The 21,959-nt window shown below is 67.6% G+C and carries 19 protein-coding genes and 2 riboswitches; of the genes, 8 read left to right on the top strand and 11 right to left on the bottom strand.

The window, feature by feature from the left end:
• Positions 1-11 precede the first annotated feature (11 nt).
• Positions 12-776 (top strand): trans-aconitate 2-methyltransferase, encoded by a 765-nt coding sequence (locus ACN27E_RS15715; protein WP_422742827.1) that lies wholly within the window; start codon positions 12-14, stop codon positions 774-776.
• Between the two features lie 117 nt (positions 777-893).
• Positions 894-1,036, top strand: a riboswitch (cobalamin riboswitch).
• 95 nt (positions 1,037-1,131) lie between these two features.
• A complete protein-coding gene (locus ACN27E_RS15710; RefSeq protein WP_422742825.1) occupies positions 1,132-2,115 on the top strand; it encodes an ABC transporter substrate-binding protein in 984 nt (327 codons plus the stop codon).
• An 883-nt stretch (positions 2,116-2,998) separates the two neighbouring features.
• Here the strand turns inward: ACN27E_RS15710 and ACN27E_RS15705 are convergent.
• Positions 2,999-4,540, bottom strand: coding sequence for a PepSY-associated TM helix domain-containing protein (locus tag ACN27E_RS15705; RefSeq protein WP_422742824.1), 1,542 nt, complete (start codon positions 4,538-4,540; stop codon positions 2,999-3,001).
• Positions 4,541-4,676: 136 nt separating this feature from the next.
• Positions 4,677-5,228 (bottom strand): RNA polymerase sigma factor SigC, encoded by a 552-nt coding sequence (gene sigC, locus ACN27E_RS15700; RefSeq protein ID WP_422742822.1) that lies wholly within the window; start codon positions 5,226-5,228, stop codon positions 4,677-4,679.
• A gap of 105 nt (positions 5,229-5,333) precedes the next feature.
• Here sigC and ACN27E_RS15695 point away from each other — a divergent pair, with 105 nt between their 5' ends.
• Positions 5,334-7,589: a heavy metal translocating P-type ATPase gene (locus tag ACN27E_RS15695; RefSeq protein WP_422742821.1), complete on the top strand. Its 2,256-nt coding sequence runs from the start codon at positions 5,334-5,336 to the stop codon at positions 7,587-7,589.
• On the opposite strand, the gene ACN27E_RS15690 is transcribed toward ACN27E_RS15695, so the two are convergent.
• From ACN27E_RS15690 to ACN27E_RS15675, 4 genes are all read right to left on the bottom strand, one after another.
• Positions 7,567-8,040 (bottom strand): hypothetical protein, encoded by a 474-nt coding sequence (locus tag ACN27E_RS15690; RefSeq protein ID WP_422742819.1) that lies wholly within the window; start codon positions 8,038-8,040, stop codon positions 7,567-7,569. The two genes, ACN27E_RS15695 and ACN27E_RS15690, sit on opposite strands and share 23 nt — an antisense overlap.
• Positions 8,041-8,147: 107 nt before the next feature.
• The gene (locus tag ACN27E_RS15685) at positions 8,148-8,369 is read right to left on the bottom strand and encodes a heavy-metal-associated domain-containing protein (protein WP_422742818.1); all 222 of its coding nucleotides are present in this window, start codon (positions 8,367-8,369) and stop codon (positions 8,148-8,150) included.
• Positions 8,347-9,876, bottom strand: coding sequence for a PepSY-associated TM helix domain-containing protein (locus ACN27E_RS15680; protein WP_422742816.1), 1,530 nt, complete (start codon positions 9,874-9,876; stop codon positions 8,347-8,349). The genes ACN27E_RS15685 and ACN27E_RS15680 overlap by 23 nt, the downstream gene beginning before the upstream one ends.
• A gap of 128 nt (positions 9,877-10,004) precedes the next feature.
• A complete protein-coding gene (locus ACN27E_RS15675) occupies positions 10,005-11,954 on the bottom strand; it encodes a cytochrome c oxidase assembly protein (protein ID WP_422742814.1) in 1,950 nt (649 codons plus the stop codon).
• 136 nt (positions 11,955-12,090) lie between these two features.
• Between ACN27E_RS15675 and ACN27E_RS15670 the strand changes: the two genes are divergently transcribed.
• Positions 12,091-12,753, top strand: a complete 663-nt coding sequence (locus ACN27E_RS15670; protein ID WP_422742812.1) for a DUF5134 domain-containing protein — start codon at positions 12,091-12,093, stop codon at positions 12,751-12,753.
• Positions 12,754-12,801: 48 nt separating this feature from the next.
• On the opposite strand, the gene ACN27E_RS15665 is transcribed toward ACN27E_RS15670, so the two are convergent.
• Positions 12,802-13,482 carry a zf-HC2 domain-containing protein gene (locus tag ACN27E_RS15665; protein WP_422749901.1) on the bottom strand — a complete coding sequence of 227 codons (681 nt, stop codon included), beginning with the start codon at positions 13,480-13,482 and terminating at the stop codon, positions 12,802-12,804.
• A gap of 32 nt (positions 13,483-13,514) precedes the next feature.
• Positions 13,515-13,898: a BlaI/MecI/CopY family transcriptional regulator gene (locus ACN27E_RS15660; protein ID WP_422742811.1), complete on the bottom strand. Its 384-nt coding sequence runs from the start codon at positions 13,896-13,898 to the stop codon at positions 13,515-13,517.
• Positions 13,899-13,997: 99 nt separating this feature from the next.
• A riboswitch (cobalamin riboswitch) is annotated at positions 13,998-14,192 on the top strand.
• Positions 14,193-14,300: 108 nt separating this feature from the next.
• Between ACN27E_RS15660 and ACN27E_RS15655 the strand changes: the two genes are divergently transcribed.
• From ACN27E_RS15655 to ACN27E_RS15640, 4 genes are read left to right on the top strand one after another with little or no spacing between them, the layout of a single operon-like run.
• The gene (locus ACN27E_RS15655; RefSeq protein ID WP_422742809.1) at positions 14,301-15,290 is read left to right on the top strand and encodes an ABC transporter substrate-binding protein; all 990 of its coding nucleotides are present in this window, start codon (positions 14,301-14,303) and stop codon (positions 15,288-15,290) included.
• Between the two features lie 29 nt (positions 15,291-15,319).
• Entirely contained in the window at positions 15,320-16,393 is a 1,074-nt protein-coding gene (locus tag ACN27E_RS15650; RefSeq protein ID WP_422742808.1) for a FecCD family ABC transporter permease, read from the top strand.
• A complete protein-coding gene (locus ACN27E_RS15645; RefSeq protein WP_422742806.1) occupies positions 16,390-17,448 on the top strand; it encodes a FecCD family ABC transporter permease in 1,059 nt (352 codons plus the stop codon). The genes ACN27E_RS15650 and ACN27E_RS15645 overlap by 4 nt, the downstream gene beginning before the upstream one ends.
• 20 nt (positions 17,449-17,468) lie before the next feature.
• Positions 17,469-18,263, top strand: a complete 795-nt coding sequence (locus ACN27E_RS15640) for an ABC transporter ATP-binding protein (RefSeq protein ID WP_422749899.1) — start codon at positions 17,469-17,471, stop codon at positions 18,261-18,263.
• Positions 18,264-18,345: 82 nt separating this feature from the next.
• Here the strand turns inward: ACN27E_RS15640 and cysC are convergent, their stop codons facing one another.
• Genes cysC through stf0 form a run of 3 tightly spaced genes read right to left on the bottom strand, consistent with a single transcriptional unit; the run spans position 18,346 to position 21,949 of the window.
• Complete coding sequence (gene cysC, locus ACN27E_RS15635; RefSeq protein WP_422749898.1) at positions 18,346-20,217, bottom strand: adenylyl-sulfate kinase; 1,872 nt, start codon at positions 20,215-20,217, stop codon at positions 18,346-18,348.
• Between the two features lie 11 nt (positions 20,218-20,228).
• Positions 20,229-21,149, bottom strand: a complete 921-nt coding sequence (gene cysD, locus ACN27E_RS15630) for a sulfate adenylyltransferase subunit CysD (protein ID WP_422742805.1) — start codon at positions 21,147-21,149, stop codon at positions 20,229-20,231.
• Positions 21,146-21,949 carry a trehalose 2-sulfotransferase gene (gene stf0 / locus ACN27E_RS15625; RefSeq protein WP_422742803.1) on the bottom strand — a complete coding sequence of 268 codons (804 nt, stop codon included), beginning with the start codon at positions 21,947-21,949 and terminating at the stop codon, positions 21,146-21,148. The genes cysD and stf0 overlap by 4 nt, the downstream gene beginning before the upstream one ends.
• Positions 21,950-21,959 lie beyond the last annotated feature (10 nt).

Here is a 21,959-nt window from a genome sequence, read left to right as displayed (position 1 = left end):
AGACTGGACCCATGTGGAGCCCGGAGACGTATCTCGCGTTCGCCGATCACCGGGGGCGACCTTTCTACGATCTGCTCGCCCGCATCGGTGCCACCGATCCGCGCCGCGTCGCCGATCTGGGTTGCGGGCCCGGCAATCTCACGCTCACACTGTCGCAGCGGTGGCCGTCGGCGACCGTCGAGGCCTGGGACAGCTCACCGGAGATGGTGGCGGCCGCCCGCGAACGCGGTGTGGATGCCGCGGTGGCGGACGTGCGGGAGTGGACCCCGCGGCCGGACACCGACGTCGTGGTGAGCAACGCCACGCTGCACTGGGTACCTGAACACCGCGTACTGCTCAGCCGTTGGGTGCGCGCCTTGCGGCCGGGCTCCTGGCTGGCCTTCCAGGTGCCCGGCAACTTCGACGCTCCGTCACACACCGCGGTGCGCCGGCTGGCCGACCAGCCACCGTGGTCACAATCGTTGCACGACATACCGTTTCGCGCGGACAACGTCGTCGACGATGCCGCGGGCTACGCCGATCTGCTCACCGCTGCCGGATGCCGGGTGGACGCCTGGGAGACCACCTACATCCACGAATTGTCCGGTGCGCATCCGGTCCTCGACTGGATCACCGGCACCGCGCTGCGACCGGTGCGCAGCCGGTTGACCGACGAGCAATGGCACCGGTTTCGCGCCGAACTGATTCCGCTGCTCGCCCAGGCCTACCCACCCCGGTCCGACGGGCGGACCTTCTTCCCGTTCCGCCGCGTGTTCGCGGTCGCTCAGGTCGCCTGACGTCTGGCATTTGCCGGCGCAGTGGCCCTATTTCACACGTGCGCATTTCCTGATCGGCAGACGTGAGCGAGCCCGCCTCCGTGGGGCGGGACGCACTCTGCATGCGCGGAGTCGCGGCTGGACCTGCTCTGTTAATGTCGTCTCGTCTTCCAGCGTTGTCCAGAGGAAGCCGGTGAGATTCCGGCGCGGTACCGCCACTGTGAGCGGGACGGTTTTCTCGTCTCGTGAGTCAGATACTCAGCATCGCTTGTGCCTTTCGCGACCGGGGCGGATCTCCCCGAGAAAGGGTGTGTGAGTCGTGCGCACCTCGTTGTCGAATCGGTTGGTCTCCTGCGCGGGGGGTGTAACTCTCGCAGTGGTGCTGACAGCCGGCTGCTCCGCTCACACGAAGCCTGAATCGTCGGCAGCCGAGCCGATTACGGTGTCGAACTGCGGCCGCGAGGTCAGTGTGGACGGCCCACCGCAGCGGGTCTACGCGGCCTATCAACCGGCGGCCGAGATGGCACACGCACTCGGGCTGTCTGATCGGCTGGTGGGTTCGGCGTTCTTCGACGGCCAGATGCTGCCGGAGTATGCCGGCGGGCAGGAAGGGGTGCCGTACAGCGAAAACCTCCCGACAAGAGAAGCGTTGTTGGCCACCGAACCTGATTTCGTCTTCGGCGGCTATGGAACGGTTTTCGCCGACGACACTCCGAACAGCGTGGGAAGTCGACAGAGCCTGAGCGAGTTGGGCATCCAGTCCTACGTGCTGACACCGTTCTGTCCTAGCGAGGACGGCCGCAACGATCAAGCCGTTGATCCGGCCAACGTCCGCGTCGATGCCATCTACGACGACTTGCGCAATCTCGGCGAGTTGTTCGGCGTCCAGGACAGGGCACAGCAGATCACCGCCGATATGCAGGCCCGCATCGCCGCCGTCGAAGAAGCGGTTGGCGGCGCCGGCCGGCCATCGGTGGCCTTCGTTCAACCTCAGGGCGACGGCACGTACCAGGTATCGGGAGCACTGGACTTCGGAACTCAAATTGTTGAACATGCCGGCGGAGTCAACGCGTTCGCTGATATCACCGATACCAGGAACGCCTACGTCGATGCTGAAACGATTCTCCGTCGCGACCCGGATGTCATCCTGACCGCCTCGGGATACGGCCCGACGTTCACCGTCGAAGATGCCGCGCCGGACGTCGAGACGATAGTCGACAACCCGGCGTTCGCAGGCCTACGCGCGGTCCAGAACAACGCCGTCCACCCGTTCCTGTTTGCCGACCGCAGTGCAGGGGTGCGCACCGCACACGAGATCGAATTGGTGGCTTCCCTTATCCATCCCGACCTCGTGAAGTGACGTGAACGATTCGCAACCCGATCAGGCAGCTACGGCGCACTTTCGTGTGTTGGTCGGGATGGGTGCCGATGCGCCGGCGCGACACCGTGACCTCGTTGAACTCGCCGAGCACGTTGGGGCGCGTCTGGCGTACCTCCAACTCGGTTCGCCGACGTTGACCGAGGTTCTCGACGACGTCGCAGCCACCGCTCCCGGCTCGTCGGTTCGTCTGCTTGCTCTGCCCGTCGGAGGGGCACCCGCTCCTGCTCGATCGTGGCTGCGTCGAGTCGCCGGTGACTGGTTGCGTCGCCATCCTGACAGCCTCGGCATCGAGGTGGGGTCAGGTCGCGTCACTGGTCAGGAATCTGGTCTCTCATCACCTGCTTGGGATCAGGTGCCAGCGTTCGGCCGTCACGTCCTCATCTGCCGTGGACCGCGTTGCACCGCCAGAGGTTCCGCGGCGACAGCGCAGGCGCTGTCCGACGAACTGAAGCGATGCGGTATCGACAACGATCAGGTTCTGGTGGCGCAGACGGGGTGTCTCTTTCCGTGCAACCACGCGCCCGTTGTCGCGGTTTATCCCGACGGAGACTGGTGGGGACCAGTGTCAGCCGAAGACACCCAAGCTCTGGTTGCTTCGTGGGCTGCGGATCGGCGTGTCAGTCACGCTCACGGCGTCCGCAAACCCTCTGATGCCGAATAGCTTTCGGTTCAGCCGGCGGCCGCGGCGTATCGGTCGGAACCTCACTCCAATTGACGACCTGCGACCAGTCGGCCAGGTGCCCGCCGCGGCGGGTCTGATGCTTGAGGTAGCACATGAGCCTGGTGGTGCTTGTCGTGGCGCACGACCATGGTCTGGGTCGGAGCGGAGGAAGGGTGAGTTCCGGCGGGCTTGCCGCCGCAGCTAGCTTTGTCCGTCGGTCCCCACGTCCTGGAGCACCCCTTCGGGCAGCTCATCGCCCTCGGCAAGCGGCTCGGCCTCCGGTTCCTCGGCTGCTTCGGCGTCGCGACTCTGGCGCCTGGCGTCCAAAAGCGCCTCGACGGCGATCACGAGCAGCAGCGAGACGCCGAACACCGGGTAGATCACGCCGGCAACCACCGCGATGATCGTGATGACGAGTCTGGCCCGCTTGGGTGTCTCGGCTTTGGTCGATGCGCGTGCACGGCTCGGTATCCCGGACTTGCCCTGCGGCCGGCTCTTCCACCACATCAGCAGCCCGGTACCGATCATGATCCAGATGCCCAGGCATGCCACCGTCGCCGAGATCCTGGTCAGCACACCCCATTGATTGCCCATGTGCATCGCGATCCCGAAGCTCGTCGCATTGCCCAGCGCGCCGCTCTGCTCTGCCGTGGCGTTGGCGATGGTCTGGCCGGTGAACTGGTCGAGATACAGGGTGCGCTGCTCGGACAGTTTCTGCGGCCACGCGTTGACAACGGCGTAGCTACCGTAAACGGTCTCGTCACCTTCGGTGGAGTCCGACGGCGGAATGATCGCGTAGCCGGGAACCATGTTCTCGTTCTTGGCGATTCGGTCGATGTCCTCGAACGGGAGCGTCGCGGGCTGCCCGCCGGGGGGTGCCGATGCGGGGATGGCCTCGTCGGTGGCCGCCCACGCGATCCGGCGGCCGAGGCGGTCGTAGTCGCCGAGTTGGGCCGGGGTGGAGGCGGCTTCCACTTCGCTCGACGGGGTGACCGTGGCGCTGAAGGCGCGCCAGTTCTCGCCCCAGTATCGCGACCAGGTGAGCCCGGAGAGGATGTAGCACACCAGGATCACCGCGATCACGACACCGGTCAGCGCGTGCACGTCACGCCACCGGATGCGGCCGCCCCTACCCCAGCGGACCTTGAACAGCGGCTTGGCGCTTTCGATGGCCCGCGGCCACCACAGGTAGATACCACTGGCCAGCAGCACCAGGATCCAGCACGCGGTCAGCTCCATCCACAGGTTGCCGATGCCCACCGGGATGGTGGCATCCGGGTAGGCCTCGGGGTCGATGAGATGGCCGAGCGACGGCAGGTTGACCTGCGGTCCGTCGTTGCCGAACATCCGGTGGACGTTGTTGGCGAAGCCGATCAGGCCTGACAGCGCCTCCCGCTGGCCCAGGTACTGCCCCGTGTAAGGGTCGATGAAGACTTGGGTGAGGTTGCTCTCGCCGTGCGGGTAGGACTTTGCGTCTGGCGCCAGGAAGTCGACGCGGGTGGAGCGGTCCGCGGACGCGGGCGGTGTCACGGCGTCGAATGTGTAGTCGGGGCCGACCTGCTGTTCGGCCGTGCTGATCTGCTGGTCCAGGGGAACGGTCTGCGGTCCCTCGCTCACGTGGACGAGGTCGCGGTTCAACAACGAGTCGATCGGGCCTGTGTAGAGGATGACCAGGCCCGACAGCGAAAGCACCATCAGCACGGGTGCGGTGAACAGCGCGACCCAGAAGTGCAGTCGCCACATCCTTCGCAACACTGCCGAGTCGCCGCGTCGTTTGGACATCACCGGAGCCGCCATATCGCCCTCTCGTACCGCGCCGCGGGCTGTGCGGCGCCTCCGATGCATTAGTCGGACACGGCGGCGAAAAGTTCCCGCGAGATCAGCCGGTGCGTCCGACCTGCTGCACCGCGGCCATCAGATCCTCCCGGGCGCGCGCGACGCGGGACCGGATGGTGCCCACCGGGCAGGCGCACACCTCGGCCGCCTCGGCGTAGGACAGGCCGAGGACCTGGGTCAGCAGCAGCGCGTGTCTGCGGTCGTCGTCGAGGCCGTCGAGCAGTATTCGGATCTCCACCAGGTGTTCGAACCTGGTTCCGGAGCGGCGGTTCTCCAGCAGTGCGTCGACGTCGACATTGTGCTGAGTGCGGGGGCGGGCCTGGTTGCGGCGGATCTGGTCGACGACGACACGTCGCGCGATCGACAGCAGCCAGGTACGTGCAGAGGAGCGGCCGCTGAACCGGGGCAGTGCCGCGATGGCCCGCAGGTACGTCTCCTGGGTGAGGTCATCGGCGGTCCCGGGGTCGCCGAGATAGGCAACGGAGCGCCAGACGTCGCGTTGGGTGGCTTTGATGAAGGCGTCGAGGGCGGCGTCGTCACCGCGACCGGCAGCCAGTGCCAGGCAGGTAACGTGGTCCTCGTCGCCGGATGTCACGCGCAGAACTGTAATCGATGGCCAAAATCTTGCCGACCCGGGAACTCATCCGCGTCCCTGGCCGACTCAATCTCTGGTGGATGATCCCACCGGAAGTGGTGAAGAATGACAGTGGACACGGCCGCGACCACCTCGGTCGCCCCAGGCAGCGAAGCCAGCCGCTATCAGCTCGACGTCGACGGTATGTCGTGCGGTTCGTGCGCGGCCCGGGTCGAGACGACGCTCAACAAGGTCGACGGGGTGCGCGCATCGGTGAACTTCGCGACCCGGGTCGCCACCGTCGACGCGCCGGCGGGAGTGACCCTCGACGAACTGTGCCGACTCGTGACGGATGCGGGCTACCCCGCGCAGCTCCGCGAGGACCCCGGCGAATCCGACGATGATCCCGATGCCCGCTACGCGCGCAGCCTGTTGGTGCGCCTGGCTGTCGCTGCGATCCTGTTCGTTCCCCTGGCCGATCTTTCGGTGATGTTCGCCGTGGTGCCCGACACCCGTTTCACCGGGTGGCAGTGGGTTTTGACGGCCTTGGCGGTGCCGATCGTGACGTGGGCGGCCTGGCCGTTCCACGCCGCCGCGGTGCGGAACGGTCGCCACGGGGTCGCGACGATGGAGACGCTCATCTCGATCGGCGTCACCGCCGCGACGGTGTGGTCGCTCTACACGGTGTTCTTCGGGGGAGCGGAGCCGGCGCAGACGGAGGGCGTTCTCGGCGCGCTGTTGGGCAGCGACTCGATCTACCTCGAAGTCGCCGCGGGGGTGACGGTCTTCATCCTCGCGGGACGCTACTTCGAGGCGCGTGCGAAATCGAAGGCAGGCAGTGCGCTGCGCGCGTTGGCCGCGTTGGGCGCGAAGTCGGTGTCAGTCTTGCTCGCCGATGACACGGAGATGGAGATCCCGGCGACCGAATTGAAGGAAGGGCAGCGCTTTGTCGTGCGCCCTGGCCAGACGATCGCCGCGGATGGGCTGGTGGTCGACGGCTCGGCGGCGGTCGACATGAGCGCGATGACGGGTGAGTCCCGTCCCGCCGACGTTGCCGCCGGCGGCAGCGTCATCGGCGGCACTGTGGTGCTCGACGGTCGGCTGATCGTGGAAGCCGCCGCCGTCGGTGCCGACACCCATTTCGCAGGCATGGTGCGCCTGGTCGAGGAGGCGCAGACCCAGAAGGCCAACGCGCAGCGGTTGGCCGACCGGATCTCGGCGGTCTTCGTGCCCGTGGTGCTGGCGTTGGCCGTATTGACCGCTGTCGGTTGGATCGCGGTGACCGGTGACGTGCACCGCGGTGTGGCTGCCGCCCTGGCGGTCGTGGTGATCGCCTGCCCGTGCGCGCTCGGTCTGGCCACACCCACGGCGATGATGGTCGCGTCGGGACGCGGGGCCCAGCTGGGGATCTTCCTCAAGGGCCATCAGGCGCTGGAGGCGATCCGCGATGTCGACACCGTGATCTTCGACAAGACGGGGACTCTCACCACCGGTCAGGCAACCGTCACCGACGTCGTCGCGACCTCGGGGACGGACGGCGACGAGATCCTCACGCTGGCCGCTGCGGTCGAGTCCGGGTCTGAGCATGTCGTCGCACGGGCTGTTCTCGCGTCCCTCGGGGACCGAAAGTGTTCACCCGTCAGCGATTTTCGGGCTCACACCGGCAACGGTGTCACCGGCACGGTCGACGGTGTCGACGTCGCAGTGGGTCGCCCTGCATGGGTCGCGAAAGGCCGCGTGGTGCCGGCCGACCTGGCAGCTGCCCGCAAGCAGGGGGAGTCCCGCGGCGAGACAGTGGTCTTCGTGTCGGCTGATGACGTCGTCTGCGGCGCGCTTGTCATCGCCGACGCCGTCAAGGAGTCAGCGGCCGCAGCCATATCGGCATTGCACGCGGCCGGTCTTCGCACCGTGCTGGTCACCGGCGACAACGCCAGGACCGCGGAGGTGATCGCCGCGCAGGTCGGGATCACTGAGGTCGTGGCCGATGTGTTGCCGGAAGGCAAGGTTGAGGTCATCGACGCCCTGCGTGCACAAGATCGCGTCGTCGCGATGGTCGGCGACGGGATCAACGACGGGCCGGCACTCGCCCAGGCGGATCTGGGGTTGGCGATCGGCCGCGGTACCGACGTCGCGATCGGCGCCGCCGACATCATCCTGGTCCGCGACGATCTCAGCGCGGTGCCCCTGGCGCTGGGGTTGGCTCGCGAGACGATCCGCACCATCCGGCTGAACATGGTGTGGGCGTTCGGCTACAACATCGCCGCCATCCCGGTGGCGATGGCCGGCCTGCTCAACCCCCTGATCGCTGGTGCGGCGATGGCCCTCTCGTCATTCCTGGTGGTGTCGAACAGTTTGCGGATCAAGAAGTTCGGTCGCCGCTGAGGCGGTGCGTGCGCATGTCGGGCTGTGACCGCTCGACCGGCGTGACGACCACGCTGATCCAGCCGGCGCTGAGCAATCCCGCAATCGGCCATGAAAATGTCGCCGGCCACGGCACACCGGCGTCACCCGTGCGATACCACCAAAACGCGCCAAGGCTGGTGACAGTGGCAAGTGCGCACGCGTACGTCGCAGCGCAGATCCAGCCGAAACGCCGGATACCTAGCCCGGCAAGCGAACTCAGTGACGCGACCATCCCCATGACATAGGCCGCCAATGCCACGCGGTGGCCTTCGTGCGCGGCGCCGACGACACCTGCCACTGAAACGGCAATGAGCGCAGCGGCGCACACCGTCCCGGCGAAGCGTCGGGTCTTACCAATCCACATGTCGCCGAACACGCGGCGCTCGATCGCTCGTAGCGTCTCGTCCAGTGAGGCTTGTCGATGGTGCATCACTCTATTGGTCGGTGGCCGTCGTCGTGGAGTTCCTCGAAGCGACCAGAGATAGCGACGGCCCCCGGTCGGTGAACCGGGGGCCGTGAGTAGATGTGTGCCACTTGTCAGCTGTTGGACAGCACCGAGAAATTCCCCTTGGCGTCCAACGCGGACTGCACCTGGGCGGACGTCAGCGTCGACGTGGTGTCGACCTCCACAGTCGAGGCGGACTTGGTGTCGAGGGCGACGCGTACCGCGGACACGTCGGGCAGGCTTTCGAGAACGCCGGTGACGGTGTCCACGCAGCCCTGGCAGTGCAGGCCGTCAATCGAGAACTTCTGCGCCATGTGTATCACTCCTTGTCGTCTGACCAGCCCCTCCAGGATACGCCCTAGGGGTATCTGTCAAGGCTGAGCTGTTGCGCTGGCGACTCTGGAGGATCCAGATGATCACATCGACGACGACGAACGCGGCCAAGCTGATCCCCAGTAGCGGTACGAACCAACCGATCGCCACGGCGGCGGCCACGACCGCCACCGCGGCGCCCGGCGGCAGTGTCGACAGCGCCCCCCGCCGGGGCGCGCGGCCTACCAGTGCGCCGTCCCGAGTCGGCCGGCGTCGCCACCACATCAGATAACCGCGGACGATGACCGTGACCAGAGCCACCGCAAGCGCGACCAGGACCAGCTGATTGGCGAGGCCGAACAACAGGCCCATGTGCAGCTGGATGCCCCACGCGGCGAGCTTGGCTGCCAGGGGCCAGTCAGCGAACCACGTGACGTCGGTGATCGCTCCGGTGGCACCGTCGACGGCGACGGTGCTGGTGGACATCACCCACGGCTGACGTGTCTGCGCGACGGTGAACGCGGTGGTGGCGTCCGACGGGATCGACACTTCCACCTTCCCGTCGATGCCGTGTGCGCGCGCGGCAGCCAGCACGCGGTCGACGTCGTCCACCCGGGGCGCCGACGCTGTCGCAGGGTCGGCAGCGGGGGCTGCGCCGTGGTCGTGCCCGTCGTGCCCGGAACCAGCGGCGTCACTGTCTTCGACGGCGCCGGGCAGCGTCTTGGACACCGTCGGTGTGGTCCACGACAGGGCGCTGCGCAACTCGGTGATGTTGGCGCCGGCGTACATCGACCAGGTGAGGCCGGTGGCGGACAGGAACAGCAGGCCCGCTGCGATCCAAATGCCCACGACGCCATGCCAATTGAGCGTCCGTTGACGACCCTGGGCAGTGCGGTCAGTGGTGAGTACCCGCGCCTTCGGGGAGCCCTGGGCCCGCATCCTGCGGTAGCGGCTGACCCACAGGTACAGCCCCCCGAGCGCGATGATCCCCAGCCACGACGCCGCGAGCTCGCTGTACACGCGGCCGGGATCTCCGAGATGCAGGCTGCGGTGCAGTTGGTCGATCCAGGTGCGCAGCGGCAGCGCCCCGCTGTTGCCGTAGACGGCCAGTTCGCCCAGCGACTCCGCGGAGGCCGGGTCGACGAACACCGCCTGCCGCAGCGACGGGCCCAGCGACGGATCGGTGAACATCACCCGCGTCGACTCGCCGGGCTCGACGGCGGGACGGACCGCGGCGACGGTCAGATCCGGCCGAACCTGCTCGGCGGCGCGCACCTGATCGGCCACCGGCAGGGCGGGACCGGAACTCGACACCTGCAGGTAGTTGCGGTACACCCACTGCTCGACGGTGGGTGCGACGGCGTAGAGGCCGCCGCTGACGGCGGCGATCAGCAGGAACGGACCGACGAACACACCGGCGTAGAAGTGCAGGCGCAAGACGAACGAACGCAGAGAATTGCGGGCACCCGGTTCGGATCGGACACTGTGCTCGGTTTCGGTGATCGACATCGCAGCCTTCGGTCGGTGGCGGACCAGGTTCGAAAAACACCGTCGCACAACGTCACTGGGCTGCGCAACTGAGACCGATGCCGGGAACTTTCCGCGGCGCCGAGCCGACTAATGCCGTAGGAGCGGTCTTACTTTCGGGTGCGGGCCAGCTCTGCGAGCATCGCGTTGTAGGCGTCGAGATCGTCGTCGTATCCGCTGTCGGCATGCCTGTCGTGGCGCACGCCGGCGCGACGATCCTGGCGTGCCCACTGCGCCACCAGGGCCACGACGACAATGATCACCGGTAATTCGCTTGCCCCCCAGGCGATCGCGCCCCCGAGGTGCTGGTCGTCGGTCAGGTTGGCCATCCACGGAAGACCCGCCTGCCGGTAGAAGGTGCCGCCGAGGAGGTCGGTCATCGTCATCGTGGCGATACCGAAGAACGCGTGGAACGGCATCACGGCGAACAGCAGGCCCAGCCTGCCCAGGAAGGGGAGCCGCTTCGGGCCGGGGTCCACTCCGATGATGCCCCAGTAGTACAGGTAGCCGACGAGCAGGAAGTGCAGGGTCATCAGCTCGTGGCCCCAGTGGTAGCGGACGAACGTGTCGAACAGCGGCGTGAAATACACCAGATACAGCGAGCCGACGAACAGCGTGAACGCGACCACCGGGTGGGACAGGAACCGCGTCGCCGGTGAATGCACGAACCACTGGATCCACTCGCGCGGCCCGGGCGGTTGGTCACCGTGCGCAGCCGGCAGCACCCGCAGCGCCAGCGTCACCGGTGCGCCGAGCACCAGCAGCACCGGGATGAACATGTTGAGCGCCATGTGCTCGCCCATGTGCACGCTGAACATCGCCGAACCGTAGGCGCGCACGCCGGAACTCGTGACGATCAGCAGCGCGACTGTCCCGATGGCCCAGGCAATGGTGCGGCCCACCGGCCAGTGGTCCCCGCGGCGCCGCAGGCGGACCACTCCGAGAACGTAGACGAGGAGTAACACCGCGGCGGCCGCCCCGAACAGGGGATCGAAACGCCAGTAGGTCACGAGGTTCAGAACGCTGACCGGCCCGGGTAATTCGTAGCCGAGGAACACGTCCCAGGCGGTGACCTGTTCGGCGAGGAAGCGCGGGGCAGGCTGGACGGCCATCGCGGCCAGTGCGCCGAAGACGCCGATCATCGCGACCGCACCCGCCGCGAACACCGCTGTGGGGACGCGACGTCCCGTCAGCAACAGGGCGGCGTCGGAAACCACGAGCACCGCCAGGATCGTGCTGACAGTCACGGCGATGCGACCGTAGCCGGTGGACCACACCGACGTCCCGGTCACCATCAGCGAGGTCAGGGCGGCGCCGTAGAGAACCGCCGCCGACCCTGCCGCCACGCACACGGTTTGGACCCTGCGCTGCAACGGCGCCGACAGCGGCGGGTTCGCCGCCGCAGCCACCTTGAGGCCGGCCAGGACAGCGACTGCGATGGCGAACACGACGACGGCGCTGGTGGCCAAGTCATGGTCGGGACCCTCGCCGGAGTTGCCCGTCACCGGAACCGCGATCACCCCGATGGCTGCAGGAATCAGCAGCAGGGCATGCCCCAACCAGCGCAACGTGAATCGCACGCCGATCGCCACCGCGCCGGCCGCGACGGCCGCCGCGCACCAGCCGCGCGCCGACTCCGACGCGCCGAGTGCGTCACCGAGCGCACCCTCGGTCACCACGTCGACTGCCGATGCACCTGCCACGTTGGCGGCATCGACCACCACCATCGTCATCGCCATCGCAAATGACGCGATCGCCGTCCGCTCGACCCACAGGTGTATCCGGTAGGCGGGTGCATCGATACGTTTGTCGTCGTCGGGCACCGTCGTCGTCACGATGTAGACCAACAGGCCGAGCGTCAGCGCCGAGGCAAGCGTCGCGGCGAAGTAGCCGACGTACTCGGCGAGGTTCGTCACCGCCCCCGGGAACGGCAGACCGGCGGCATCGAATCGAGCGGGTCCGGCCGTGAGCGCATACGCCACGACGACCGCGCCGGAGAGCGCGGCTGCGGCCGCGAACAGCGGCACGGTCCACGCACGCCACGTTGCCGTAGTGCTCATACCGGCCTCCCACTGACTGCTGGTCGGCGACCGACCACCCCGCAAGTCTACGACCGCTCGTCGTAGCGGGAACTTCCCCCGGGGCGGCCACGACCATTAGAACCGTGACCCACGCTTCGACCCGTACCGTGCGCACGTGATCGCAGACCTCACCTTGCGCTGGGTGGTGACGCTGCTATTCGTCGTCAGCGCCGTCGAATGCGGGGTCAGCCTCGCCATCGTGCGGCACCACCGCGCCGCCGCGATCGGTCACAGCTGGCACCTGCTCATGGCCGTGGCGATGGCGGTGATGGCGTGGCCGCGGGGCGCCAGCCTGCCGACGACCGGCCCGATGGTCGTGTTCCTCGCTGCCACCGTGTGGTTCGTGGCCGTGACTGCGCTGGTCGCGACGACGACGGCCGGTCGACTGGTCAATGCCTATCACGCGGTGATGATGTTCGCGATGGCCTGGATGTATGCGGCGATGAACGGATCGATTCTGCCCGGGCATTCGGCGGGACACACGCACGACGGCGGCGGGGGTGGGCACGCCGGCCACGCGGGCCATGCCGGACACGGTGGCGGTTCGGAGATGCCGGCGATGGACATGTCTGCTCCGCAGGCCGCGGTCGAGCCGGCCTACATCGGGGCGGTGAACTGGTTCTGGACGGTCGGCTTCGCCGTTGCCGCGGTGTTCTGGGTCTATCGCTACTTCGTGACGCGGCGCGGTACGTCGGCGATGACGCTGGAGCACTTCGGCACGCTGTGCCAGGCGGCAATGGCGGCCGGCATGTCGATCATGTTCGCCGTGATGCTCTGACCGTCAGGCCGCGGAGTTGTCCGGCGCGCCGAGCTTGCGACGGCGTCGCTAGCTGAGCGGGTCGGAGTGCGGTGACGCGGGGAGCGGCGGCGACGCCGTGGGTGCGTCGCCGCGGCGACGTCCCGGGCTCGTGCGGCGCCACAGCAGGAAGGCCAGTGCCGCACCGAGTAGGACCGGGAGGTGGCTGGCGACCCTCGCGGCCGTGACGTGGCCGTTCATCGAATCCATCGCGACGTAGTAGGCCAATACCAGGGCATACACCCCGGCCGCGCTCACGGCGCCGGGCGCGAATACGGGTCGCACCGCGGCGGCGATCAGCGTCGCGCCCAGGGCCGCCGACCAGGCTGTCGATTCGTTGAGAAGGTGCGCACCACCTGCGATCCCATGGTTCGAGGAGACGAGCCCGAAGTCGACGCCGAGAGCCTGCACCAGCGCCAAGCCCAGTTGGATGACTCCGATGGCGCCGAGCGCGTAGCGCAAGCCCGCGTAGCCCGCCGGGCGCCGCCGTGGGGGCTCGCTCTCGTCGTTCGCAGCTCCCAGGCCGGGCGCGGCCATCGCTTCCAGCATGAGTGACTGCTGGCGAGCGACCCGGTACCACTCCGTGCAGAGTCTGCAGCCGGCCAGGTGTTCGTCGACACGAGCCGACGGCACCGGCTCGCGCTCGCCGTCCATGCGCGCCGAGAGCGCTTCACGTGCGACGCCGCAGTCCATACCGGTATCTTCCCGCATCACCTGTGCGGAGTCGACGCGACGTCCGGCATCTACGCGGGTCGTCGTTCGGCGAGCGTGAGCGCATGGCGCAGCGCCCGCATCTCCTCGATACTGACCTGTGCGACGAAGTGCACCAGTGCGGCATGCCTGTCGCTCTCGTCGTCGATCTGGTCCAGCGCGTCGATCATCAAAGCTGCCACGAGTTCATCCCGGCTGCCGGCCGCGAGATACCGGTGTGCCCGGTCGTCGCGGATCTGCACCACGAGATCCTTGGCTGCCAGACGCCGAAGCACCGTCATCACCGTTGTGTAGGCCAGCACGCGCTGCATGCACAGAGCGTCGTGCACCGCGCGGACCGTCTGCGGCTCATCCACTGCCCAGAGGTGATTCATCACCGAGCGTTCCAGCGAGCCCAAGTGTCTCGATCTGTTCATGTGCGTTCCTTCGGCGGGCGGCTATGCCCAATCAGTCGCGCCGAACCTGAGCAGAGTTCCCGCGGGTTTGGCGCGACACCGCTGGCTCGGGCAGCTGATACCGTCATCGCCAGCCGTGGTGAACGGGAAGCCGGTGCGGTACCGGCGCGGCCCTCGCCACTGTGATCGGGAATGCGACGTTCCGTTCTGCCCGCCAGGCGTGGCAGAGCCACTGAGGCCCTCGGGTCTTGGGAAGGCTGGAACGCTCGCGCCACACCCGTCAGCCAGGAGACCGGCCACGGCTACCGCTACACAGCGTCAGCGATGTAGCGACACCATCCACGAGGACCTGGAGAGGTTGGCCTGACGGTGATCCGTGCCCTGCCATCACACCCGAGAACGCTGATCGCGCTGTCTACCGCTGTGGCGGTCCTGGCAGCCTGCTCGACCAGTCGCACCGAGGACGCCGCCCCGAGCGCTCAGACGGTGACCGTCGAGAACTGCGGCATCGACGTCAGCGTCGACGGTCCGCCGGAACGCGTCTACGCCGCCTATCAGCCGGCGACCGAGATCGCGCACGCCCTCGGTATCAGTGACCGGTTGGTCGGCACCGCCTACCTCGATTCTCGAGTACTGCCCGAGTACGCCGAGGCGCAGCAACAGGTTCCGTACGTGGCGCAGTTGCCGACCCGCGACGGGCTGCTCGCCGCCGAGCCCGATTTCGTCCTGTCCGGCTACAACAACTTCTTCTCCGAAGGCAGCGGCGACACCAGTGTCGGCACCCGAGCCAGCCTTTCCGAACTCGGGATTCAATCCTGGATCCTGAGCCCGCTGTGCCCGAGCCAGGACGGCCTGTCCGACGAGGCAATCGACCCTGCGAGTGTGCGGGTCGACACGATCTATCAAGACCTGCGCGATCTCGGGACGATCTTCGATGTCAAAGACAAAGCCGACGAGGTCATCGCCGACCAGCAGGAGCGCATCGCCGCCGTCGAGCAGTCCGTCGAGGGTGCGCCACGCCCGTCGGTGGCAATCCTGCTGATCGACGAGGACGGCGGCTACCGCGTGGCGAGCGGTATCGACTTCGGCACGCAGATCATCGAGCATGCCGGCGGGGTGAACGCGTTCGCCGATCTCACGGCGCGCCGTCACGTCGATGTCGACGTCGAGGAGATCATTCGCCGCGACCCCGACGTCATCCTGACCAGCGTCTGCTGCGATATCTCCTACACCGCAGACAATGGCGCCGAGGAGGCTGCCACGCTGGCCGCCAACCCCGCCCTGGCAGGAGTGTCGGCGGTCAGAAACGGCCGAGTTCACCCATACCTGTTCTCCGATCGTGCCGCCGGTGTCCGGGCAGCGCATGCGGTCGAGACGATGGGTTCGATCCTGCACCCCGATCGCGTCAAGTGAGCTAGCCGCCGACGTACTCGACCTCTCCAATGTCACTGGTTCCGTTGATCTCCCGCGCCGATGCGACTGGTCAGCAGGCGGCGCGCAACCGCCGCGGTCTGGTGCGCGTCACCTGGCTGCGCCTCCTCGGGCTTGCCATGGCGACCGCCGTTCTCGCCGCAGTCGTGCTGGCATCGGTTCTGATCGGCAACTACTCGATCAGCGTCAGCGAGGTGATTGCAGCGGTTTCCGGGCCCACCGAGTCCGATCTCGACCGCATCATCGTCCATATCCGAATCCCGCGCACCGTCGCCGGGCTACTGGCCGGCGTCGGTCTCGGCACCGCCGGGGTCGTCATGCAAGGCATCACTCGCAACCCGTTGGCTGGCCCCGGAATCCTCGGCATCAACTCCGGCGCCGGATTGGCCGTCGTCTTGGCCATGACTGTCTTCGGTGTGACTGCTGCAAGCGGATATGTGTGGTTCGCCTTCGTCGGGGCGGCGATCGCCGCAGTCTTCGTCTACGTCCTCGGCTCCCTCGGTCTGGGTGGCGCAACTCCGGTCAAACTGGCCTTGGCCGGGGCCGCGTTCACCGCTTTCGCCGGCGCTATCACCTCTGCCATCACCCTTCTCGATGCCACCACCCTCGAGGACTTCCGGTTCTGGGTGGTGGGCTCACTGACCCGCGCCGACCACACCTCACTGGCGGCGGCCGCGCCGTTCATCGCCATCGGTGTCGTCGCCGCAATCTTGACCAGTCGCACTCTGAACGTGATGGCGCTGGGTGATGACATGGCACAGAGCCTGGGCGCCCGGTTGTGGTCCGCTCGGGTGGCGGCTGCGCTGGCCGTCGTTCTTCTGGCGGGCAGCGCTACCGCGATCGCCGGTCCCATCGGCTTCATCGGACTGGTCGTGCCGCACATCGCTCGCCTGATCACCGGGCCGGACTACCGCTGGATCATGGCGTGGACCGTCGTCCTGGCCCCGACGCTGCTGCTCGCGGCCGACATCCTCGGCCGAATCCTGCTGTCGCCGCAGACACTTCAAGTCGGCATCATCACCGGTATCGCCGGCGCCCCGTTCTTCTTGTACCTGGTCCGCAACCGCAAGGTGTCCGGTTTATGAGCAACGCACCGTACTCATCCGGCACACACGTCGTCGCCGTGAGCGACGGTCGCCTTGCATTCCGGATCACCCGTGCCGGCGCTCTCATCTCTGTCGCAGGCTGGGCGGCAGCGCTGGCCGTGGCCGCCGTCTCGCTGACGCTCGGTGAGTTCCCGATCGGCGCCGGGGATGTGCTGAACGTCTTGGGAGGCGGTGGCAGCCTGATCGAACGCGACGTCGTCCTGAACGACCGGCTGCCCCGGGCGGTAACCGGACTCGGTGTCGGCGCCGCGTTCGCCCTCTCCGGGGCGATCCTGCAGCGCATCGCCGCCAACCCCCTCGTCAGCCCTGACGTGATCGGCATCAACTCCGGTGCCGCGGTCGGCGCGCTGTTCGTCCTCACTGTCCTCGGCGGCAGCGGGGCAACGCTGATTTTCGGTGCCCTCGTCGGCGCGCTGGGCACCGCCGCCGCCATCCTGCTCGTCGCGTACCGGCGGGGCCTGCACGGGTTCCGGCTGGTGCTGGTCGGCATCGGCGTGGCCGCAATGCTGACCTCGGCGATTTCCTATCTGCTCACGCGCGCCGACATCCACCAGGCCATGAGCGCTGCCGCCTGGCTGACCGGCAGCCTGGCCAACCGCAACACCATGCACGTCGTCATCATCGGCGGCATTCTTCTCCTCGCCGTCCCGGTCCTCGTCGTGCTGGCCCGGCAGCTTCAGCTGCTGGAGCTCGGCGACGACCTCGCCATGTCCCTGGGCAGCCGTCAACACCACCGCGTCGGATTGGTCCTGACCGCCGTCGTCCTGGCCGCGATGGCCACCGTCGCCGCCGGCCCGATCGGCTTCGTGGCACTCGTCGCACCCCAGATCGCCCGGCGACTCCGCGCCGATCGGCGCAGCGGACTGGCGCCCGCCGCGGCGATCGGGGCGCTTCTGGTGATCGGCGCTGACCTGACGGCGAGACTCCTGTTCGCCCCCACCGCGATGCCGGTCGGAATCCTGACTGCCATCCTCGGCGCCCCCGTCCTGCTCTACCTCCTCGCCCGTGCCAACCGGATCGGAAGTGCCGGATGAACACCGCATCCCCCGTGACCATGACCACCCACCAGCTGAGCCTCGGCTACGCCGGCCGTACCATCGTCGACGACGCAACCACCGAGCTTCCCGCAGGCAAGGTCACCGCGATCATTGGTCCCAATGGCTGCGGGAAGTCAACGCTCTTGCGCGGTCTCGCGCGCCTGCTCTCTCCGCAGCAGGGTGTGGTCCACCTCGACGGCCACGATGTGGCCGCCATCGGCAGCAGGCAGCTTGCCACCAAAGTCGGTCTGCTGCCTCAGCAACCCACAGCCCCGGACGGCATCACCGTGGCGGATCTGATCGGAAGGGGACGACACCCCCACCAACGCTGGTTCCGCCAATGGAGCGCAGCGGATAGCGAAGCCGTCACTCGCGCAATGAAATCCACCGGTGTGGCCGACCTCGCCGATTGCCCTATCGACGAACTCTCCGGCGGACAACGTCAACGTGTCTGGGTTGCGCTCGCGCTGGCGCAGAACCCCGATGTCATGCTGCTCGACGAACCGACCACCCACCTTGACCTAGCGCACCAACTCGATGTTCTAGGGCTGCTGACCGCGATCAACGAGCAGTACCGACGCACGATCGTCCTTGTCCTGCATGACCTCAACATGGCTGCGCGCTACGCCCACCACCTCGTTGCCATGCGAGACGGCCGCCTCGTCGCCCAGGGGGCGCCCGAAGACATCATCACCGCCGAGCTGGTTCACGACGTCTTCGGGGTCGAAGCCACCATCATCAGCGATCCCGTCACCGGAACCCCGCTGGTACTTCCGCATCTGCGGACACCCATCGCCAGCCCATCGATATGACCCGGTAGAGCCCGCGAACCCTCGTACTGCGCTCTGCCTCGCCCGGATCGTCGCTGGCCGGAGGAACCTGGACTGGGTTGTCTCATTCGATACGATTTCTCCTGGCATCGAGCAGGTCGAGCACCTGGGTCACGAGTTCGGCGATGTCGGCTCCGGTGGTGTCGAGCACCAGGTCGGCGTTCTCCGGCGGCTCATACGGCGCGTCGAGCCCGGTCAGCCCAGGCAGCTCACCGGCGCGGGCGCGGGCGTACAGTCCCTTGGGGTCTCGTTTCTCGCACTCCGAGACGGGGGTGGCCACATACACCTCGATGAACGGCAGCTTGGCGGCATCGTTGAGGGCACGGGCGATCTCGCGGTCGGATTTGAGCGGCGAGACCAGCGAGGCGATCGCCACCACACCGGCGTCGGCGAACAACCGGGTGAGATGCCCGACGCGGCGGATGTTCTCGGCGCGGTCACCGGCGGTGAAACCGAGATCGTCGGACAACCCGTGCCGGATGTTGTCGCCGTCGAGCAGATACGCCACCTGCCCGGCTTCGACCAGCGCCCGTTCCACCGCGACCGCGATCGTCGACTTCCCGGAGGCCGGAAGGCCGGTGAACCAGATCGTCGCACCGCGTTGACCGGTCGACGTCCATCGGTGCCGACGGTCGAGCGACGAAGGATGCCAGCGGATGTCATTGCGGGTGTGCTCGCCGGGCTTGACCTCCCGAGGTTCGAGGATCGTGCCCGCGCCGACGGTGTCGTTGCTCGATTCGTCGATCAGGATCAGCGCACCACTGTCCCGGTTCTGCGCGTAGGGGTCGGCCACCACCACCGAACTGGTGCGCAACGTCACCGACCCGATGTCGTTGAGCGCCAACTCGACCGGGCTGTCGAACTCGTCGAGCGTCTCCGGATCCAGCCGGCTGTGCAGCGCTCCGACCGTGGCCCGAACGGTGCGGGTGCCCAGTTTGAGGGCGACCCGGTCCCCGGCGCGCAGCGGGGCGTCGGAGAACCAGCAGACCGTGACATCGAGTTCGCGGGCCAGCACGGGCAGCGTGGCGTCCGGCGCCGCGCTCACGAACACGTCCCCGCGGCCCACGTCGATGTCGTCGGCCAGCTCGATGGACACCGACAGCGGTGCCACCCCGACCGGGCGATCGTCGTCGAGGGTGTCGACCACCGTCACCGTGGAGCGGGTACCCGCAGGCAAGCTGATCACCGGATCGCCGACGCTCAGCGTGCCCGCCGACAACCGTCCGGTGTAGCGGCGGCGCTGCTCGGCCGTCGGCCGCGACACCCATTGCACCGGGAGACGCAATTTCCGCGGCTCCGGTTGTGGCGCCCGTAGTTCGACCGCCTCCAGATATTCCAGCAGGGTCGGGCCCTGGTACCAGGGGGTGTTCACCGAGCGGTGCACGACGTTGTCGCCGAGTTTGGCGGCGATCGGGATGACGGTGATGTCGATGCCCCCGAGTCGTGCGGAGAGCTGCTGAAGTTCCCGGTGGACCTGAGTGAACCGGCTCTCGTCGAAGTCGACCAGGTCGATCTTGTTGACCGTGGCGACGAAGTGCTTGATGCCCAACAGCTTCGCGATGCGTGCATGCCGGTTGGTCTGGCGCAACACCCCGGCCCGGGCGTCGACCAGGAGCACCGCCACGTGGGCGTTGGACGCGCCGGTGAACATGTTGCGGGTGTAACGCTCATGGCCCGGGGTGTCGGCGAGGATGTAGCTGCGGTTCTCGGTGGAGAAGAAGCGGTACGCGACGTCGATCGTGATGCCCTGTTCGCGCTCGGCGCGCAGACCGTCGGACAGTGCGGCCAGATCGGCGACGCCTTCGGCGTCGGTGACGGCCTCGAGATGGTCGAGCGGCAGGCTGTTCGTGTCGTGCAGCAGCCGGCCGATCAGCGTGCTCTTCCCGTCGTCGACCGAACCCGCGGTGGTGATCCGCAGCAGCTGGCGCGTCGTCATCGTCGTCGACATCAGAAGTATCCCTCGCGTTTCCGGTCCTCCATGGCCGCAACGGAGGTGCGGTCGTCGGCGCGGGTCTCGCCGCGTTCGGACACCGTAGCCGCCGAGATCTCCTCGATGACGCCGTCGATGTCGGTCGCCCGGGAGCGGACGGCGCCGGTGATGGTGAGATCTCCGACCGTGCGGTAGCGCACCCACTCCATGGCCGCGGTCTCGCCGCCGGCAGGCCGGGCGTACTGCGACACTGCCAGCAGGATGCCGCTCCGCGCGAAGACCTCGCGTTCGTGGGCGAAGTAGATCGACGGCAGTTCGAGGTTCTCGAGTTGGATGTAGCGCCAGATGTCCAACTCGGTCCAGTTGCTCAACGGAAAGACCCGGACCTGTTCACCCTTCTTGATCCGGCCGTTGTACAGCGACCAGGGTTCGGGGCGTTGCGCGCGTGGATCCCACTGTCCGAACTCGTCACGGAAACTCAGGATCCGTTCCTTGGCGCGCGCGCGCTCCTCGTCCCGGCGGGCTCCGCCGAACGCGGCGTCGAAGCCGCCTTCCTCCAGCGCGTCGAGCAGGGTCCTGGTCTGCTGACGGTTGCGCGAGGCGCCCGGACCGGGGTCGGGGACCCGTCCCCGGTCGATCGACTCCTGCACCGAAGCCACGATCAGCTTGTGTCCCTGACCGGTGACGCGCCGGTCCCGGAACTCGATCACCTCGTCGAAATTGTGTCCGGTGTCCACATGCATGACCGGGAACGGCAGCGCCGAGGGGCGGAACGCCTTCTCCGCGAGCCGGAGGAGGACGATCGAATCCTTCCCCGCGCTGAACAGCAGCACCGGCCGCTCGAGTTCGGCGACCACCTCGCGGATGATGTGCACCGCTTCGGCTTCGAGTAGCCGCAGCTCGTCGACCCGCAACGTCTCGGCATCGGTGACGGTCATGTCGGTAGTCCCTCTCTCTCCGCGTCGGCGCGGTACCGGTCCACCCATTCGTCGGAGCGCTGGTCGGCCTGTCGCTCGAGAGCCGGCTCGGGCGCCAAACGCGGGTCCAGGCCCAGTCTTTCGAGGATCTCGGCGACCACCTGAGTGAGATTGCGCCACAGCGTCGGATACGGCACGTCCAGGTACTCGACATCCTCCTCGGCGAACCACGTCCGCCACCCCTGCTCCTGGGCGCGCAGCATTTCCACCACGTGGGCGATCGCGCCCGCGTGGTACTCGGCCCTGGCGTCGCGCACCGGGTCCGGTCGGCCGCGCCACACCCGCGTCTGCACCGCCCGCCAGAACGAGACTGCCTGGGAGACGACGTCGGGCCGGTGGACGTGCACGAGCACCGGATCGCTGCCGACGACGTCGCGGATCGCGGCGAGCAGGCCCGCACCGGAGCGGTCCGGCAGATCCTGCGCCCGTTGCAGCAGCAAGGGGGTCTGGTTCCACATCAGCTTGCCGCCCCAAACTCCGTTGGGTGTGCGGCCCACGGTGCGGATGTAGTCGCGCCAGACCGTCGCCGGCGCGAGGTCGGGAGTACCTTCGACGAGCGGGTCGAGCAGGCGCAGGATGGATTCGTCGTCGGTGTGGGCGAACCACTCCCGGGGCTGCGGCGACTGACTGGTGCTGGGCAGGTACTGGAAGAACTCCTGCGGTTCACCGGCGACGCCGGTCGCGCGCAGCGATTCGACCAGCAGCGTGCTACCGCTGCGCTGGGACGCCAGCACCAGATATGCCGAGGGTGGAGTGGGCATGGGCGTGAGC

Origin of the sequence: Mycobacterium sp. WMMD1722 (assembly GCF_049315205.1) — a bacterium.
GTDB lineage: Bacteria > Actinomycetota > Actinomycetes > Mycobacteriales > Mycobacteriaceae > Mycobacterium.
The sequence above is the reverse complement of the archived record's forward strand: the minus strand, read 5'-3'. Positions and strand labels throughout refer to the sequence as shown.

Coding starts and splice junctions, on each gene's coding strand:
- ACN27E_RS15715 (WP_422742827.1), top strand. CDS start 12: ATGTGGAGCCCGGAGACGTATCTCGCGTTCGCCGATCACCGGGGGCGA.
- ACN27E_RS15705 (WP_422742824.1), bottom strand. CDS start 4,540: ATGTGGCGACTGCACTTCTGGGTCGCGCTGTTCACCGCACCCGTGCTG.
- ACN27E_RS15695 (WP_422742821.1), top strand. CDS start 5,334: ATGACAGTGGACACGGCCGCGACCACCTCGGTCGCCCCAGGCAGCGAA.
- ACN27E_RS15690 (WP_422742819.1), bottom strand. CDS start 8,040: ATGCACCATCGACAAGCCTCACTGGACGAGACGCTACGAGCGATCGAG.
- ACN27E_RS15685 (WP_422742818.1), bottom strand. CDS start 8,369: ATGGCGCAGAAGTTCTCGATTGACGGCCTGCACTGCCAGGGCTGCGTG.
- ACN27E_RS15680 (WP_422742816.1), bottom strand. CDS start 9,876: ATGTCGATCACCGAAACCGAGCACAGTGTCCGATCCGAACCGGGTGCC.
- ACN27E_RS15675 (WP_422742814.1), bottom strand. CDS start 11,954: ATGAGCACTACGGCAACGTGGCGTGCGTGGACCGTGCCGCTGTTCGCG.
- ACN27E_RS15665 (WP_422749901.1), bottom strand. CDS start 13,482: ATGCGGGAAGATACCGGTATGGACTGCGGCGTCGCACGTGAAGCGCTC.
- ACN27E_RS15660 (WP_422742811.1), bottom strand. CDS start 13,898: ATGAACAGATCGAGACACTTGGGCTCGCTGGAACGCTCGGTGATGAAT.
- ACN27E_RS15650 (WP_422742808.1), top strand. CDS start 15,320: ATGTCACTGGTTCCGTTGATCTCCCGCGCCGATGCGACTGGTCAGCAG.
- ACN27E_RS15645 (WP_422742806.1), top strand. CDS start 16,390: ATGAGCAACGCACCGTACTCATCCGGCACACACGTCGTCGCCGTGAGC.
- ACN27E_RS15640 (WP_422749899.1), top strand. CDS start 17,469: ATGACCACCCACCAGCTGAGCCTCGGCTACGCCGGCCGTACCATCGTC.
- cysC (WP_422749898.1), bottom strand. CDS start 20,217: ATGACGACGCGCCAGCTGCTGCGGATCACCACCGCGGGTTCGGTCGAC.
- cysD (WP_422742805.1), bottom strand. CDS start 21,149: ATGACCGTCACCGATGCCGAGACGTTGCGGGTCGACGAGCTGCGGCTA.
- stf0 (WP_422742803.1), bottom strand. CDS start 21,949: ATGCCCACTCCACCCTCGGCATATCTGGTGCTGGCGTCCCAGCGCAGC.